The 14,059-nt window shown below is 67.9% G+C and carries 21 protein-coding genes and 1 other RNA gene; 11 read left to right on the top strand and 11 right to left on the bottom strand.

The window, feature by feature from the left end:
* Nucleotide 1: 1 nt before the first annotated feature.
* From ABLE43_RS07625 to ABLE43_RS07590, 8 genes are all read left to right on the top strand, one after another.
* On the top strand, nt 2–442 hold the full coding sequence (locus ABLE43_RS07625) for a chemotaxis protein CheW (RefSeq protein ID WP_348977880.1): 441 nt from the start codon (nt 2–4) through the stop codon (nt 440–442).
* Between the two features lie 59 nt (nt 443–501).
* Entirely contained in the window at nt 502–867 is a 366-nt protein-coding gene (locus ABLE43_RS07620) for a response regulator (protein WP_348977879.1), read from the top strand.
* A gap of 17 nt (nt 868–884) precedes the next feature.
* On the top strand, nt 885–1,913 hold the full coding sequence (locus ABLE43_RS07615; protein WP_348977878.1) for a chemotaxis protein CheB: 1,029 nt from the start codon (nt 885–887) through the stop codon (nt 1,911–1,913).
* The gene (locus ABLE43_RS07610; RefSeq protein WP_348977877.1) at nt 1,910–2,743 is read left to right on the top strand and encodes a CheR family methyltransferase; all 834 of its coding nucleotides are present in this window, start codon (nt 1,910–1,912) and stop codon (nt 2,741–2,743) included. Before ABLE43_RS07615 ends, ABLE43_RS07610 begins: the two co-directional genes overlap by 4 nt.
* An 82-nt stretch (nt 2,744–2,825) precedes the next feature.
* Nucleotides 2,826–3,509, top strand: coding sequence for an N-acetylmuramoyl-L-alanine amidase (locus ABLE43_RS07605; protein WP_348977923.1), 684 nt, complete (start codon nt 2,826–2,828; stop codon nt 3,507–3,509).
* 33 nt (nt 3,510–3,542) lie between these two features.
* An RNA gene (rnpB, locus tag ABLE43_RS07600) (RNase P RNA component class A) lies at nt 3,543–3,947 on the top strand.
* A gap of 52 nt (nt 3,948–3,999) precedes the next feature.
* Nucleotides 4,000–4,536 (top strand): J domain-containing protein, encoded by a 537-nt coding sequence (locus tag ABLE43_RS07595; protein WP_348977876.1) that lies wholly within the window; start codon nt 4,000–4,002, stop codon nt 4,534–4,536.
* A complete protein-coding gene (locus ABLE43_RS07590) occupies nt 4,533–4,832 on the top strand; it encodes a (2Fe-2S) ferredoxin domain-containing protein (protein ID WP_348977875.1) in 300 nt (99 codons plus the stop codon). The genes ABLE43_RS07595 and ABLE43_RS07590 overlap by 4 nt, the downstream gene beginning before the upstream one ends.
* 108 nt (nt 4,833–4,940) lie before the next feature.
* On the opposite strand, the gene ABLE43_RS07585 is transcribed toward ABLE43_RS07590, so the two are convergent.
* The 10 genes from ABLE43_RS07585 to ABLE43_RS07540 form a co-directional block, all read right to left on the bottom strand.
* Nucleotides 4,941–5,969: a hypothetical protein gene (locus ABLE43_RS07585; RefSeq protein WP_348977874.1), complete on the bottom strand. Its 1,029-nt coding sequence runs from the start codon at nt 5,967–5,969 to the stop codon at nt 4,941–4,943.
* Nucleotides 5,970–6,054: 85 nt separating this feature from the next.
* Nucleotides 6,055–6,459, bottom strand: coding sequence for a SufE family protein (locus ABLE43_RS07580; protein ID WP_348977873.1), 405 nt, complete (start codon nt 6,457–6,459; stop codon nt 6,055–6,057).
* 24 nt (nt 6,460–6,483) lie between these two features.
* A complete protein-coding gene (locus ABLE43_RS07575) occupies nt 6,484–6,714 on the bottom strand; it encodes a hypothetical protein (RefSeq protein WP_348977872.1) in 231 nt (76 codons plus the stop codon).
* Between the two features lie 20 nt (nt 6,715–6,734).
* Complete coding sequence (locus ABLE43_RS07570; RefSeq protein WP_348977871.1) at nt 6,735–6,998, bottom strand: hypothetical protein; 264 nt, start codon at nt 6,996–6,998, stop codon at nt 6,735–6,737.
* 11 nt (nt 6,999–7,009) lie between these two features.
* Complete coding sequence (locus ABLE43_RS07565) at nt 7,010–7,336, bottom strand: hypothetical protein (protein WP_348977922.1); 327 nt, start codon at nt 7,334–7,336, stop codon at nt 7,010–7,012.
* A 37-nt stretch (nt 7,337–7,373) separates the two neighbouring features.
* Nucleotides 7,374–7,655 (bottom strand): hypothetical protein, encoded by a 282-nt coding sequence (locus ABLE43_RS07560; RefSeq protein ID WP_348977870.1) that lies wholly within the window; start codon nt 7,653–7,655, stop codon nt 7,374–7,376.
* Nucleotides 7,656–7,694: 39 nt separating this feature from the next.
* Nucleotides 7,695–8,075: an envelope stress response membrane protein PspC gene (gene pspC / locus ABLE43_RS07555; protein ID WP_348977869.1), complete on the bottom strand. Its 381-nt coding sequence runs from the start codon at nt 8,073–8,075 to the stop codon at nt 7,695–7,697.
* The gene (gene pspB, locus ABLE43_RS07550; RefSeq protein WP_348977868.1) at nt 8,075–8,362 is read right to left on the bottom strand and encodes an envelope stress response membrane protein PspB; all 288 of its coding nucleotides are present in this window, start codon (nt 8,360–8,362) and stop codon (nt 8,075–8,077) included. Before pspB ends, pspC begins: the two co-directional genes overlap by 1 nt.
* Nucleotides 8,363–8,366: 4 nt before the next feature.
* Nucleotides 8,367–9,035: a phage shock protein PspA gene (gene pspA / locus ABLE43_RS07545; protein WP_348977867.1), complete on the bottom strand. Its 669-nt coding sequence runs from the start codon at nt 9,033–9,035 to the stop codon at nt 8,367–8,369.
* A gap of 65 nt (nt 9,036–9,100) precedes the next feature.
* Entirely contained in the window at nt 9,101–9,241 is a 141-nt protein-coding gene (locus tag ABLE43_RS07540; RefSeq protein WP_348977866.1) for a hypothetical protein, read from the bottom strand.
* A 173-nt stretch (nt 9,242–9,414) separates the two neighbouring features.
* On the opposite strand from ABLE43_RS07540, the gene pspF reads away from it, so the two are divergent.
* Together pspF and ABLE43_RS07530 are read left to right on the top strand one after the other, a co-directional pair.
* A complete protein-coding gene (gene pspF / locus ABLE43_RS07535) occupies nt 9,415–10,437 on the top strand; it encodes a phage shock protein operon transcriptional activator (protein WP_348977865.1) in 1,023 nt (340 codons plus the stop codon).
* Nucleotides 10,438–10,550: 113 nt separating this feature from the next.
* Entirely contained in the window at nt 10,551–11,162 is a 612-nt protein-coding gene (locus ABLE43_RS07530) for a superoxide dismutase (RefSeq protein WP_348977864.1), read from the top strand.
* A gap of 134 nt (nt 11,163–11,296) precedes the next feature.
* Here ABLE43_RS07530 and ABLE43_RS07525 read toward each other — a convergent pair whose 3' ends face one another.
* Entirely contained in the window at nt 11,297–11,776 is a 480-nt protein-coding gene (locus ABLE43_RS07525; protein ID WP_348977863.1) for a hypothetical protein, read from the bottom strand.
* Between the two features lie 108 nt (nt 11,777–11,884).
* Here ABLE43_RS07525 and ABLE43_RS07520 point away from each other — a divergent pair, with 108 nt between their 5' ends.
* Nucleotides 11,885–14,011, top strand: coding sequence for a M3 family metallopeptidase (locus ABLE43_RS07520; protein WP_348977862.1), 2,127 nt, complete (start codon nt 11,885–11,887; stop codon nt 14,009–14,011).
* Nucleotides 14,012–14,059: the final 48 nt, after the last annotated feature.

The following is a 14,059-nucleotide window of genomic DNA, read 5'->3' as shown; positions in this document are numbered from 1 at the left end:
CATGGCCGAACTGCTGCTGCTGGCGACGATCGACGGGCAGGACGTGGTGATCCGGTCCGATCAGGTCGAATCGGTGGTCGACATCGGGCCGGTGACGCCGGTCCCGCGCGCGCTCCGCGCGGTGCGCGGACTGGCGGCGCTGCGCAGTCGGGTGGTGACGGTGATCGACACCGGGATCGCGCTGGACCCCGCCGCCGTCGCGCCGCCGCGCCGCCGCGCCGTGGTCACGCGGGTGGAGGGGCATTATTACGCGCTCCTGCTCGACAGGCTGAATGACGTGGCCGAATTTCCGGTCCTGCCGCTCACCCCCGGCCTCGTCCTCGATCCGCGCTGGGCGCAGGTCGCCGATGCGATGATCGAGCGGGACGGGCATCCGATATTGCTGATCGACCTGCCCGCGGTGATCGCCCGCGCGACCGGCGAACGGCGCAGCGCGGCTTAACGCGACGGTTACGAAGTCCGGCGCAAGGTCGGACGATACAGGGGGAGCAGGGGCTGACGATGAAGACGTGCTTGGTGGTGGATGATTCGAAGGTGATCCGCAAGGTTGCCAGGCATATCCTCGAAGCGCTCGCCTATGACGTGCGCGAGGCTGCCGACGGGCGCGAGGCGCTGGCGATCTGCGCGGAATCGTCGCCCGACGTGATCCTGCTCGACTGGAACATGCCGGTGATGAGCGGCATGGATTTCCTGCGCGCGCTGCGCCAGAGCGAGGGCGGCCACCGGCCCAAGGTGGTGTTCTGCACCACCGAGAACGGCATGGCCTATATCCGCGCCGCGATCGAGGCGGGGGCGGACGAATATGTCATGAAGCCGTTCGACCGCGAGACGCTGGAGAGCAAGCTCCAGATCGTCGGCCTTTCCTGAACCCCGCGGGCGGCACGATGGGGCTCGCTCGTCTCCGCACCGAAGCGACGGTCGAAACGCCGGTACGCATCATGCTGGTCGACGATTCGGTGGTGGCGCGCGCGGTGATCGCCCGCATCGTCGAGGGGATGGCGCACCACCGCATCGTCGCGGCGGTCGGCGGCGTGGTGGCGGCAGGCCAGGTACTGGCGCGCGAGCGGGTGGACGTCATCCTGCTCGACCTGAACCTGCCCGGCGTCGACGGGCTGGCGGGACTGCCGATGCTCGCCGCACTGGCCCCCGATGCCGCGATCATCGTGCTGTCGGGCAGGTGCGACGACGGTTCGCCCACCGCGCTCCACGCGCTGTCGCTCGGGGCGGCGGCGACGATCGCCAAGCCCGCATCGGCTGCGATGAACGCCGGGTTTGCCGATCGGCTGGAGCATGCGATCGACGTCGCGCTGCGCCGGCAGCCGGGCACCCGTGCCTGCGCCTTCGACGTGGTGGCGATCGGCGCATCGACCGGCGGCATCCATGCGCTGGCACCGCTGCTTGCGGCGATTCCGATCGACGATCCCGTACCGATCCTGGTGACGCAACATCTGCCTGCGGCATTCACCGACTATTTCGCGCGACAACTGGCGTCGATGTCGGGCCGTCCGGTCGATATCGGGGACGACAGCCTGCGCGTGCGGCGCGGGCGGATCATCCTTGCGCCGGGCGACGCCCATCTGCGCGTGGTCGCCACCACCGAAGGTGCCGCGATCCGCCTCGATCGCACCCCGCAGCCGAGCGGCTGCCTGCCCTCGGTCGATCCCATGTTTCAATCGGCCGCACGGGTGTTCGGCAGCCGGACGCTCGGCATCGTGCTGTCGGGCATGGGGCGCGACGGATGCCGCGGCGCGATGCATATCCATGCGGCGGGCGGCATCGTCGCCGCGCAGGATCAGGGAAGCTCGGTGGTCTGGGGGATGCCCGGCGCGGTCGTCGATGCAGGGATCGCGCGGGTGATCGGCACCCCCGGCGAACTGGGCGCATTCGTGACCCGGGGTCGGCGACCGGCATGATGCCGCGTCCCGCCCTGACGCTGCGACGCTCGGCGAACGACGCGATCACCGCGCTGCTCGAGGCGCGTACCGGGCAGCAGCTCGATCCGGGGCGCAACTGGCGCATCGACAGCGCGCTGCAACCGCTGCTGCACGACGGAGGCTTCGCCAGCCTCGACGATCTGGTCGCGCGGGTCGTCGAGGGCAACGAGCGCGAACTGGCCGATGCGGTCGTCGACGCGCTGCTCAATCACGAGACGTCGTTCTTCCGCGACGGGCCGGTGCTCGATCACGTCGCGCGCGCGGCGGCCGACATGATACAGGCGAACCCGGCCCGGCGGCTGCGGCTGTGGTCCGCGGCATGTTCGAGCGGGCAGGAGCCGCTGTCGCTGGCGATGCTGTTCGGCGAAAGCCCGGAGCACTTCGGCGCGATGCTCCCCGAAATCCGGGCGAGCGACGTTTCCGCGCCGGTGCTGCGCCGTGCGCGGGCGGGACGCTATACCCATTTCGAGGTGCAGCGCGGGTTGCCGATCCGGCGGCTGATGCAATGGTTCGATCCGGTCGAGGACCAGTGGCAGGCCAAGGCCGAACTGCGCTATCGCATCCTCTATTCGCAGCAGAATCTGATCGCCGACCTGCCGCCCGCGGGACGGTTCGACATCATCCTGTGCCGCAACGTGCTGATGTACCTCGCCCCGCCGATGCGGCGGCGGGTGCTCGACCGGCTGGCATGCGTGCTGCGTCCGGACGGGCTGCTGGTACTGGGCGCGGGCGAGACGGTGATCGGGCACAGCGACGCGCTGGTGCCGTCCGAAACCTATCGCGGCTTCTATCGTCCGGCGCGGCGTTGACGGGCGGGCGCTGTTGCCTTTCGCGGGCGTCGGGGCCTAAGTCGGTGGCGACGGTGAACAGGCGGAAGGGCCGGACGTGCAGATGATCGAAACGCCTTCGCCCAATTTCGGCGAACGGCGGCTGCCGGTGACGATGCTGGTGCTGCATTATACCGGCATGGCCGATGCGGCGTCGGCGATCGCGCGGCTGACCGATCCCGCGTCGCAGGTGTCGGCGCATTATGTCGTCGAGGAGGACGGCACCATCCACCGGCTGGTGGCCGAGGACAAGCGCGCATGGCACGCCGGGCGATCGCACTGGCGCGGCATCACCGATGTGAACAGCGCGTCGGTGGGGATCGAGATCGTGAACCCGGGCCACGAATGGGGCTATCGCGCCTTTCCCGATGCGCAGATCGAGGCGCTGATCCCGCTGGTCCATGCCGTCAAGGAACGCCACGGCATCACCCGCGGCAATGTGGTCGGCCATTCCGACATCGCGCCCGCGCGCAAGCAGGACCCGGGCGAACTGTTCCCCTGGGGCAGGCTCGCCCGGCTGCGCCTCGCGCTGCCGCGCCCGACCAGGGGGCTGATGGACCCCGAATGGAGCGATGCGGGCTTCCTGCTGGCGCTGGAGCGCTTCGGCTATGACGTGTCGGACAAGGAGGCGGCGGTCGTCGCCTTCCAGCGGCGCTTCCGGCCCGAGATGATCGACGGGGTGATCGACGGCGAATGCCGCATGCTGCTGCTCGCGCTGCTGCTGCCCAGGCCGCAAGGCGACGATTGAACCTTGGCGCCCGCTCGGCTAGGGGCGGGCAGGTCAGAGGGTCGGGCGGCCGCGTCGCGTGTCATGCGCGCCGAGGAAAGTCCGGGCTCCACGGAAACGACGGTGCCGGGTAACGCCCGGCGGGCGGATCGCCTTCGGCGGTGCGTTCAGGGACAGTGCCACAGAGAGCAGACGGCCTTTGGCTTCGGCCGGGTTACGGTGAAAGGGTGCGGTAAGAGCGCACCGCGCGGACGGTAACGGACGCGGCATGGCAAACCCCACCGGGAGCAAGACCGAATAGGGGCGGCAAGGGGCGCAGCGATGCGCTCCGGGGCATGTTCCGGCCCGCTGCCCGGGTTGGTTGCTGGAGGCGGCGCGCAAGCGTCGCCCGAGAGGAATGGTCGCCTATCCCGCCCCCGGGCGGGTGGACAGAACCCGGCTTACAGACCCTCTGACATCTTCCCCGTGCGACGCCTTGCGCGGGCGGCGGCACGGCTTATTTCGGACAGCTATGGCACGGCATACGCGATCGAACGACTGGGGCTTTCCTCGCTGGCGCGGCTATTCCGCCGGGCGTGAGGCGGCACCGGTGCGGCTGTGCGACCGCCACGGCTGCGACGCGCCGGGGGACCGGCCCGCGCCCAAATCGCCCAACAGCCCCGAACGCTGGTACTTCTGCGAAGCGCATGCCGCCGAATACAACAAGGGGTGGAATTACTTCGAGGGGCTGAACGAGGAGGAAGCGCGCGCCCGCGAGGCGGCCGAGCGGCGCACCGCCAACGGCTATGCCGCCTCCGCGTCGAACGCATGGGCCGGATCGGGCGACGGCAGCCGCTCGCGCGACGAGATGAAGGCGCTCGAAATCCTCGAATGCGATCCCGACGCCGATTTCGACACGATCCGCCTTGCATGGCGCAAGCTGGCCAAGGTCCACCACCCCGACGTGCGACCGGGCGATGCCGAGGCGGCCAAGCGCTTCCACGCGATCCAGGCCGCATATGACGTGCTGCGTACCGCCGAGGAGCGCCGGACCTGGAAACCGGCGTGAGGGACCATGTCCGCGCCCGCTGGGGCAAGGCGGTGCTGGTCTGCGCCAAATGCTCGCGGAAGCTCGACGGCGGCTTCGGCGACGGCGGCAAGCCGCTGGCCAAGGCGCTGCGCCGCCATCTGAAGCTGAAGAACGGGCCGAAGGCGGCGGCGGGCGTGGTCGAGGTCAGGTGCCTCGACGTCTGTCCGAAGGGGGCGGTGGTGGTGGTCGACGGCGAGCGCCCCGGCGACTGGCTGCTGGTGCGCCCCGGCGACGATCTCGACGCGGTGGCGGCGCGGCTGGGGCTGGCGCGGTAGCGGGTCAGCGGCGTGGCGTGATGCCGGGCCCAATCGGCATTCAACAATTTCCTTCGTCACCCCGGAACAAGTCCGGGGTGACGACGTGGCTATGAATATCGATCCGACCTACCGCTGCGACGCATTGCCCCAAAGGTCATCCAGCCCTTCCTTGGCGAACAAGGCGCTGACCGCCTCCAGCGCATCGACCTGATCGCGCCGTTCCTTCAGCGGGCATTCGCCGATCCGCTTCGCCGTGACCAGCCAGCGATAGCCGACCTGCCGCTTGCCTCCGCTCCAGCCCGCGCCGCCGCCGCGTTCGATGCCGTCATGGTCCTGTTCGACGATATAGGTCAGCGACAGGCTGCGCGCGTCGTAGCGCCCTGACAGGTCGAGCCGGTCCGACGTCGCTTCGGTCATGCCGATGTTGTTGGGGTCCAGCCCGCTCCTGGTGCAGATGCGCGAACCGCTCAGCCGCCCGTCGCCGAACTTCATCGTCATCCGGCTGCACCGCGCGGAGGCGGGCGCCAGCATGCCCTCGCCGCTCGCCCGGCGCAGCATCGCCTCAATGGCGCCGGGGGGCAGGCATTGGGTGAAGTTCAGCCGCCCGGCAACGGGGCCTCCGCCGAACGACATCGTCGCGGTGCGGTTGAACTGCCACAGCCCGCCGCGCATCGTCGGGCGGTCGCCGGTCACGACGATGTCGGGTTCGATCTGCGCGGTGACGACGATGTCGGAGTCCGTCGGAGCGCTGCGCTGCGGCCTGGCGGCGGGCGGGGGCGGCGGCACGGCGGCGATCCGCGCGCCGGGATTCGCCAGCAACGCGGCTTCGGCGGCGGCGTCGAGCGAATCGATCCGGCCGGCGATACAGGCCTTGGCCGCATCGACCTCCGCATGCCCCGCCTTCACGCAGGCGCGCAGGATGCCGCACATGATCCGGTCGATACGTTCGTCGCCGCTCGAAATCTCGGCGGTGCAACTGCGCACCCACGAACCGCGCATGACATAGTTGATGCGGACCTTGCGCAGCTTGCGCGCGATGACGACGATGTCGGCGTCGTACACCGTGGGGTCCTGTTGCGGCTGCGGCGCGGCGGCACCGAGCGGGAGGGTGGCAACGGCGGCGATCGTCGCTGCCCAGCGTAATCCTGCCGCCATCCGCTCGTCCCCCGGCTGCGCCCGGTCGATCGCCGGGCCTGTGTCGGTGCAGCCTATGCCGGAAAGCCGTGGTTCGCCAGCGGCTTCATGCCAGCCGGGCGGCGGTTTCGCGGATCAGCGCGATCATGTTGGGAATGCCCTGCGTCCGGTTGGAACTCAGCTGGTTGCGCAGGTCGAACGGGGCGAGCTTCCCTTCGATATCCGTGTTCAATATGTCGGCGGCGCTGCGGTCCTGCACCGTGGCGAGCACCAGCGCGATGATCCCCTTGGTGATCGCGGCGTTGCTGTCCGCGAGGAAATGGAGCGTGCCGTCGTCCTGCTGTTGCGGATAGACCCAGACCGATGCCGAACAGCCGCGCACCAGCGTCGCATCGGTCTTGAGGGGGTCGGGCATCGGCTCCAGTTGCCGCCCCAGGTCGATCAGCAGGCGATAGCGGTCGTCGCCGTCGAGGAAGTCATATTCGTCGCGGATGTCGTCGATGCTCTGCATGGACGCCGCTATAGGGATTTGCCCCTAGAGTTCCACCCCGGCGGCGATCGCCTCGAGCTTGCGGATGCGTTCCTTCAGGTCGGCGATCTCGATGCGGGTGCCCGCATTGGGGGTGGGGGCGGCGAACGCCTTGTCCCCAAGACGCTGCTGCTGGAGCGCCAGCCAGCCGCGCCAGCCGGACAGGGCCGTGACCGATACGATCGCGACGGCGGCGAGGGACGTGACGGCGAGGGCGAGGAGGAAGGTCGGGGTCATGGGACGATGCTCCCTTGCGATCAGTTGAGGGGGGCGTCGCGCAGCCGCTCGATCTCGTCGGAGAGATCGACGCCGCGGTCGGTGATGATGCGTTCCAGCACGCGGACGCGCTGTTCGAGCCGTTCGGTCTGCGCGGCATATTGCGCGGCCTTTTCGGCGAGCATGTTCGCTTCGAGGGTCAGGCGGCGCTCGCGGTGTTCCAGCCACGGCTTGAAGACGAGATTGGCGAGAATGGCGATGACCGGGATCGAAATGCCGAGCAGCGGAATGAGAAGCGGACTCATCGGGGTTCCTCCTAGTTCGCGCGGCCGCGCAGCTGCTCGATCTCGCGATCCAGCGAATGGGCGCCGTCGGTCACGATCCGCTCGACATTGGCGAGCCGGTCCTTGATCGATCCCAGTTCGGCCTTGAGCTGGGCGTTTTCCTGGCTCAGCAGCTTCACCCGCTCGACCGTCTCGTCGTTGTTGCGGGGATAGACGCTCTGGCCCCAGCCGCCCTGCAGCGGATAGCCGTGCTTGATCCGCAGCCAGGTCGTGACGACCCATCCCGCGATGGCGATGGCTACGACCGTGCCGATGAAGGGCAGCAGCAGCTGCAGCACCGCCACCTTCTCCGGGGTCATGTTGTCGGTGTACATCATGGTCGAAAACCTCCGGGTTTCAGCGCAGCGCGTCGATTTCGCGCGCGGTGCGGGTGGCGGGGTCGGTCGCGATGCGTTCGAGGACGGCGATGCGTTCCTCGAGGCGCAGGACCTTGGCCTGCAACTGTTCGTTCTGCTGCGCCATCAGCCAGGCCTGGCGCTGCGCATCGGGATCGTCGTGCCGCTTGCGCTCGCCGTCCCCGTCACGTCCGTGCTTCGCGCGGATCGATGCCTTCATCACGCCCGCGATCATGGCCATGGCGATGATCGCCAGCACGAAACCCGGTCCACCCCAACTCATCGTCTCTCTCCCTCACATGTTCCCCCGGCGGGGACCGGATCAGCGCAGGCTGTCGATCTCGTCCGCCAGACGGGTGTTGCGGCTGGTATAGTACATCTCGATATCGGCGAGGCGACGGTCGATGTCGCGGAAGGTCGAGCGCATTTCCGATGCGGTGCGGGTCGGGTTCGACCGTACGCCCTGCCAGAACTTCTCGTCCTCGCGGCTTTCATAGAGGCCGTAAGGCTTCTTCGCCGCCATCCAGGCGATCATGAAATAGGCGATGACGGTCCAGGGGAAGCCCCCGGCGAGCGTCAGCAGCACCGTGCCGATGCGGATCCACATCACCTCGACGCCGGTATAGTCGGCGATGCCGGCGCACACGCCCGACAGCTTGCCGTTGGCCTTGTCGATGTAGAATTTCGTGCGGGGGCCGGACATCAGTTCCTCCGTGAAAAGTCGTTGTTGTTGCGGAAGTTGTCTTCCGGAAATTCCCGGCGGGGGGCCAGGGGGCGGAAATCCGGATTGTCGGCGGCGATGATCCGCTCGATGGTCTGGAGCCGCTCCTCGAGCCGCCGGGCGGTGAGGTGCATGTCGTCCAGCAGGCGCTCGTCCTCGTTGGTCAGCGTCGGCGACTGTTTCCACTTGGTGATATAGTGGAGGATCAGCCACGGCAGCCCGATGAACAGCACGCTGATCGCAACCGCTGCGGTCAGGAAGTCGCCCATCGCCTCAGCCCTCCCGGTTGAGGCGGGCCTTCAGCGCGGCCAGCTCGGCATCGATCTTGTCGGACGAACGCAACTCGGCGATCTCGTCTTCCAGGCTCTTCTGCCCCTGGCCCATGCCCGCCGCTTCGGCGCGCCCCTCGGCGAGGTCGGCACGGCGTTCCAGCACGTCGAACCGGCTGAAGGCTTCCGCGGTCTTGCTGCCCGCATACATCTCGCGCAGCTTGGTGCGGTTGTTGGCGCTTTCCATCCGGGTCTGGATGGCGCTCTGCCGGGCACGCGCCTCGCGCAGCTTGGACTGGAGCTTGGCGATGTCGACTTCCGAGGCGCGCAGCGCGTCGTCGAGCACCACGATCTCGGCGTTCAGCTGGTCGGCCATGTCGACCGCCTTCTGCCGTTCGACCAGCGCCGCCTTGGCCAGATCCTCGCGGTCCTTGCTCAGCGCCAGCTCGGCCTTTTCGGTCCAGCTTTCCTGGAGCTTGTCCAGCTTCGCGATATGGCGGCGCATTTCCTTCTGGTCGGCGATGGTGCGCGCGGCGGAGGCGCGAACCTCGACCAGCGTTTCCTCCATCTCGAGGATGATCATGCGGATCATCTTGGCGGGGTCTTCGGCCTTGTCGAGCAGGTCGGTGACGTTGGCGGCGATGATGTCGCGGGTGCGGGAAAAGATACCCATCGGTTACTCCTGATGAAAGCTGTTGGCCGGAGCGGAACGGGGCAGAACCGCCCCGGCCTGCCGCGTCACGCGATCGGTGCCGCGGCAAGGGTGAGGGCGATCGGACCGGAAGCGGTCGTCAGCCCAAGGACGAACAGGCTCGCCGCGACCGCGCCGACCATGGCGGTGAGCGACTGCGGGAGCGAGAGGTTCGACGTGTTGCGCATTGGGGTTCTCCCTGAACCTGGAATGTTGCGCCCTGTAGCGGGCTTGCACAATACATTGCAGGGACCGTGCCAATTCAGAAAACGGCGGTTTTCCAAGGGATTTCGTTACGACGGCGACGACCGGCAAATGACCGCTTGCGAACTATTGGGAAATTACGCCACAGGTTGCGGCCATGGAGCGTGCAACCCAGGTCGTCGGCCAGTCCGGCCCGTTTCTCGATGCATTGGAACGCGCCAGCCGCGCCGCCGCGCTCGATCGCCCGGTGCTGGTGATCGGCGAGCGCGGGACCGGCAAGGAGCTGGTCGCCGAACGGCTCCACCGCCTCTCGGGGCGGTGGGACCAGCCGCTGGTGGTGATGAACTGCGCCGCGCTGCCCGAGACGCTGATCGAGGCCGAGCTGTTCGGCCATGAGGCGGGCGCCTTCACCGGCGCGACCAAGGCGCGCGCCGGCCGGTTCGAGGAGGCGGACGGCGGCACGCTGTTCCTCGACGAACTGGGCACGCTGTCGATGGGCGCGCAGGAGCGGCTGCTGCGTGCGGTCGAATATGGCGAGGTGACGCGGATCGGATCGTCGCGCCCGATCCGGGTCGACGTCCGCATCGTGGCGGCGACCAACGAGCATCTGCCCGACCGGGTGGAGCGCGGCACGTTCCGCGCCGACCTGCTCGACCGGCTGAGCTTCGAGGTGGTGACGCTGCCGCCCTTACGCGCACGGCCGGGCGACATCATGGTGCTGGCCGATTTCTTCGGGCGGCGCATGGCGGCGGAGATCGGGCGCGACGACTGGCCGGGGTTCGGGCCGAACGCGGTCGACCAGCTGATGGAGCATCGCTGGCCGGGCAACGTCCGCGAGCTGCGCAACGCGGTGGAGCGTTCGGTCTATCGCTGGGAACGGCCCGGCCCGATCGATCTGGTCGAGATCGACCCCTTCGCCTCCCCCTATCGCCCGCGCACCGCCGCCGCACCGGTCGCCGCCCCCGCCGAAGGCGCGGCGGCGCCGGTCGATCCCGGCGAGCGCGACGATCCGGGCGACGACTTCAAGACGCGGGTCAACCGCTTCGAGCGCCAGTTGCTGACCCGGGCGATGGCCGAGGCGCGCTACAACCAGCGGACCTGCGCCGACACGCTGGGGCTGACCTACGACCAGTTGCGCCATGCGCTGAAACGCCACGGATTATTGGGGCAGGGCGGCTGACGGCGGTTGCGTCTCGGCCCGGCGCGCCTAGATGTTGCCCCGACGTAACGACCGGAGCCAAGCCCAGCGCGCGGCGTTCGGTCGATCGACGTTAGTGCCCACAGGAGGACTTGATGGCTTTCACCCTTCCCCCGCTGCCCTATGCCTATGACGCGCTGGAGCCGACGATCGACAAGGAGACGATGACGCTCCACCACGACAAGCACCACCAGGCCTATACCGACAAGCTGAACGAGGCGGTGTCGGAGGATGCGTCGCTGGAAGGCAAGTCGATCGAGGAGCTGCTGGCCAACATCGGCAGCGGTTCGGCCAAGCTGCGCAACAACGGCGGCGGCTACTGGAACCACAATTTCTTCTGGGAAAGCATGAAGGGCGGCGGGTCGCAGCCCTCGGGCGCGCTGGCAGCGGCGATCGACGAACAGTTCGGCGAGCTGGAAGCGCTCAAGGAAAAGTTCAACACGGCGGGCGCCAACCAGTTCGGATCGGGCTGGGCATGGCTGATCGTCGGCGCGGACGGCAAGCTGGCCATCACCTCGACGCCGAACCAGGACAATCCGCTGATGGACGTGGCCCCGGTGAAGGGCACGCCGATCCTCGGCAACGACGTGTGGGAACACGCCTATTACATCACCTATCGCAACGCCCGCCCGGCCTATCTGAAGGCGTGGTGGGACGTGGTCGACTGGGACAAGGCCGGCGAGCGCTACGACGCGGCGGTGAAGTAAGGGGGCGGGGGCAGTCGAACGACTGCCCCGTCCTTTTTGTCCCGACCGTTCGTGTCGAGCGTAGTCGAGACACGATGCGCATCGCGTGCGGCACGTCCCGCGACTTCGCTCGGGACGAACGGTCGGACGGTGCGTCAGGCGGCTTTCGTCTCGCCTGCCAACGTCCGCCGCACCGTCTCGTAACAATCGTCGATATGGCTGTTGCCGACCAGCTTCATCGCGCCGAAGCTGATCCCCGCCGCCGCCGCCTGTCCGGCGAAGGGCACGAAGCGCAGCGCCGATTTCGTCGCATAGCGCGCCGCCACCCGCCGCACGAGCGCGGTGACGATCCGCCGGGTGATCGACCGCCCGATCACGCCGTTGCCGAGGTTCGCGGCGATCAGCAGCACCTGCTTCGCCCGGTCCGGCTCGAGCGCCTGCACCTGCTTCTCGCTCAGCCCGAAGCGCGCGTTGATCTCCGGCAACAGCCTGGTCAGGATGTTGGCGTCGACCAGCAGGTCCGCGCCCGGCAGCGGCACCACCGCCGCGCCCGCCGACACCAGCGCCCGCTTCGTCACCAGCCTGCGCGCCTCGTCGCGCACCCGGTCCAGTTCGGCCAGCGTCGTGATGTGCATGGTGGCTGCGTCCCCGTATCGTTTCGTTGCCGCGTGAACGCGCGACCTTGCCAAGCGGCTCCCGTCGGATAGATTTAGCGATATTCGATATTGGGAACGGGTTTATTGATGCATATCGCGCTCGGACTGCTGATGGCCTCCACCGCGCTCGCGCTGCCGCTGGCGGCGGGTGCGCAAACCACCGCCGCCTCCGTCGATGCGACGCCGCTGACCGCGAAATGGCCCGGTCCCTATGAAGGGGTGCCGCCGTGGGACAAGGTGACGCCCGCGATGTTCCCGGTCGCCTTTCCGGTGGCGATGGCCGAGATGCGCCGCGACATCCACGCCATCCGCGACGACAAGCGCCCCGCCACCTTCGAGACGGTGATCGTGCCCCTGCAACTTGCGGGCAAGACCATGGACCGGGTGGGCGCGATGTGGGGCGTCTATACCAGCAACCTCGCCACCAGGGAGGTGCAGGCGATCGACCGCGAATGGTCGCCGAAGCTGTCGGCGTTCAACGACGAACTGTTCCTCGATCCCAAACTGTTCGCACGGGTGAAGGCGGCATATGACAGCCGCGCGACCCAGAAGCTGAACCCGCAGCAGTTGCGGCTGCTCGAGCGCACCTATCGCAGCTTCGTGCGGCGCGGCAGCCTGCTCACCGATGCGCAGCGGGCGCAGGTGAGCGGCATCAACCAGCAGCTTTCGGTCGCCTACAACGAATTCAGCCGCAAGGTGCTGGCCGACGAGGAGACGTGGATCGTCGTCGATGACGCGAAGCATTTGGCGGGGCTGCCCGACAGCTTCGTCGCCTCGTTGAAGGCCGCGGCGGACGAGCGTGGCCTCGCGGGCAAATGGGCGATCGTCAACACGCGGTCGTCGGTGGCGCCGGTGCTGACCTATGCCACCGACCGGGCGCTTCGGGAGAAGGTGTGGCGCGCGTTCGTGATGCGCGGCGACAATGGCGGAGCGAACGATACCAAGGCGACGATCGCCACCATCCTCAAGCTTCGACAGGCGCGGGCGAAGCTCCTCGGCTTCCGCAACCATGCGTATCTGCGGATGGACGATACGATGGCGGAAACGCCCGCCAACGCCCGCGCACTGATGATGCGCGTCTGGCCCGCCGCCGTTGCGCGGGTGCGCGAGGAAGTCGCCGACATGCAGGCGCTTGCCGTCAAGGACGGCGCGAAGCTCACCATCGAGCCATGGGACTATCGCTTCTATGCCGAGAAGGTGCGCAAGGCGAAATACGACCTCGATGAGAGCGAGGTAAAGCCCTACCTCCAGCTCGACAATATCGTGGCTGCGGCCTTCTATGCGGCGGGGCGGCTCTACGACCTGAAGTTCACCGAGAATACCGGGCAGATCCCGGTGTTCGAGAAGAACGTCCGAACCTTCGTCGTCACCGATGCGCGTTCGGGCAAGAACGTCGGCGTGTTCTACCTCGACAATTTCGCGCGCAGCGGCAAGCGGTCGGGCGCATGGGCGACGCGCTATCGCGGGCAGCAGAAGCTGGGCGGCGAGACGAACGTGCTGGCGTCGAACAACAACAACTTCGTGAAGGGCGCGGCGGGCCAGCCGACGCTCATCAGCCTCGACGATGCGACGACGCTGTTCCACGAATTCGGCCATGCGATCCATTCGCTGGTGCAGGACGTGACCTATCCGGGGCTTGCCGGCACGCCGCGCGACTTCGTGGAATATCCGAGCCAGGTGAACGAGAACTGGCTGCTGACCCGCGACGTGCTCGACCGCTATGCGAAGCATTACCAGACGGGGCAGCCGATGCCGCAGGCGCTGGTCGACAAGATCGAGAAGTCGTCGACCTTCAACCAGGGGTTCGCCACGGTCGAGTATCTGTCGTCGGCGATCGTCGACATGGAGTTGCATGACCGCGACACGCCCGTGACCGACGTGGCGGCGTTCGAGCGCGATACGCTGGCGAGGATCGGCATGCCCAGGCAAATGGTGATGCGGCACCGCCTGCCGCAGTTCAATCACCTGTTCTCCTCGGACGCCTATTCGGCGGGTTATTATTCCTACCTCTGGTCGGAAACGATGGACGCCGACACCTGGGCGGCGTTCGAGGCGACGGGCAACGTTTGGGACAAGGCGACCGCCGACCGTTTCCGCAAGACGTTGCTGTCGACGGGCAACGAAACCGATCGCAAGGAAGCGTACCGCGCCTTCCGCGGGCGCGACCCGGATGTGACCGCGCTGTTCAAGCGGCGGGGGTTTCCGGTGGAGTGAAACGATCCTCCCCGGCACGGGGAGGGGGACCGTTCGCGAAGCGAATGG

The organism is Sphingomonas silueang (assembly GCF_040049155.1).
Classification (GTDB): Bacteria; Pseudomonadota; Alphaproteobacteria; order Sphingomonadales; family Sphingomonadaceae; genus Sphingomonas; species Sphingomonas silueang.
The sequence above is the reverse complement of the archived record's forward strand: the minus strand, read 5'-3'. Positions and strand labels throughout refer to the sequence as shown.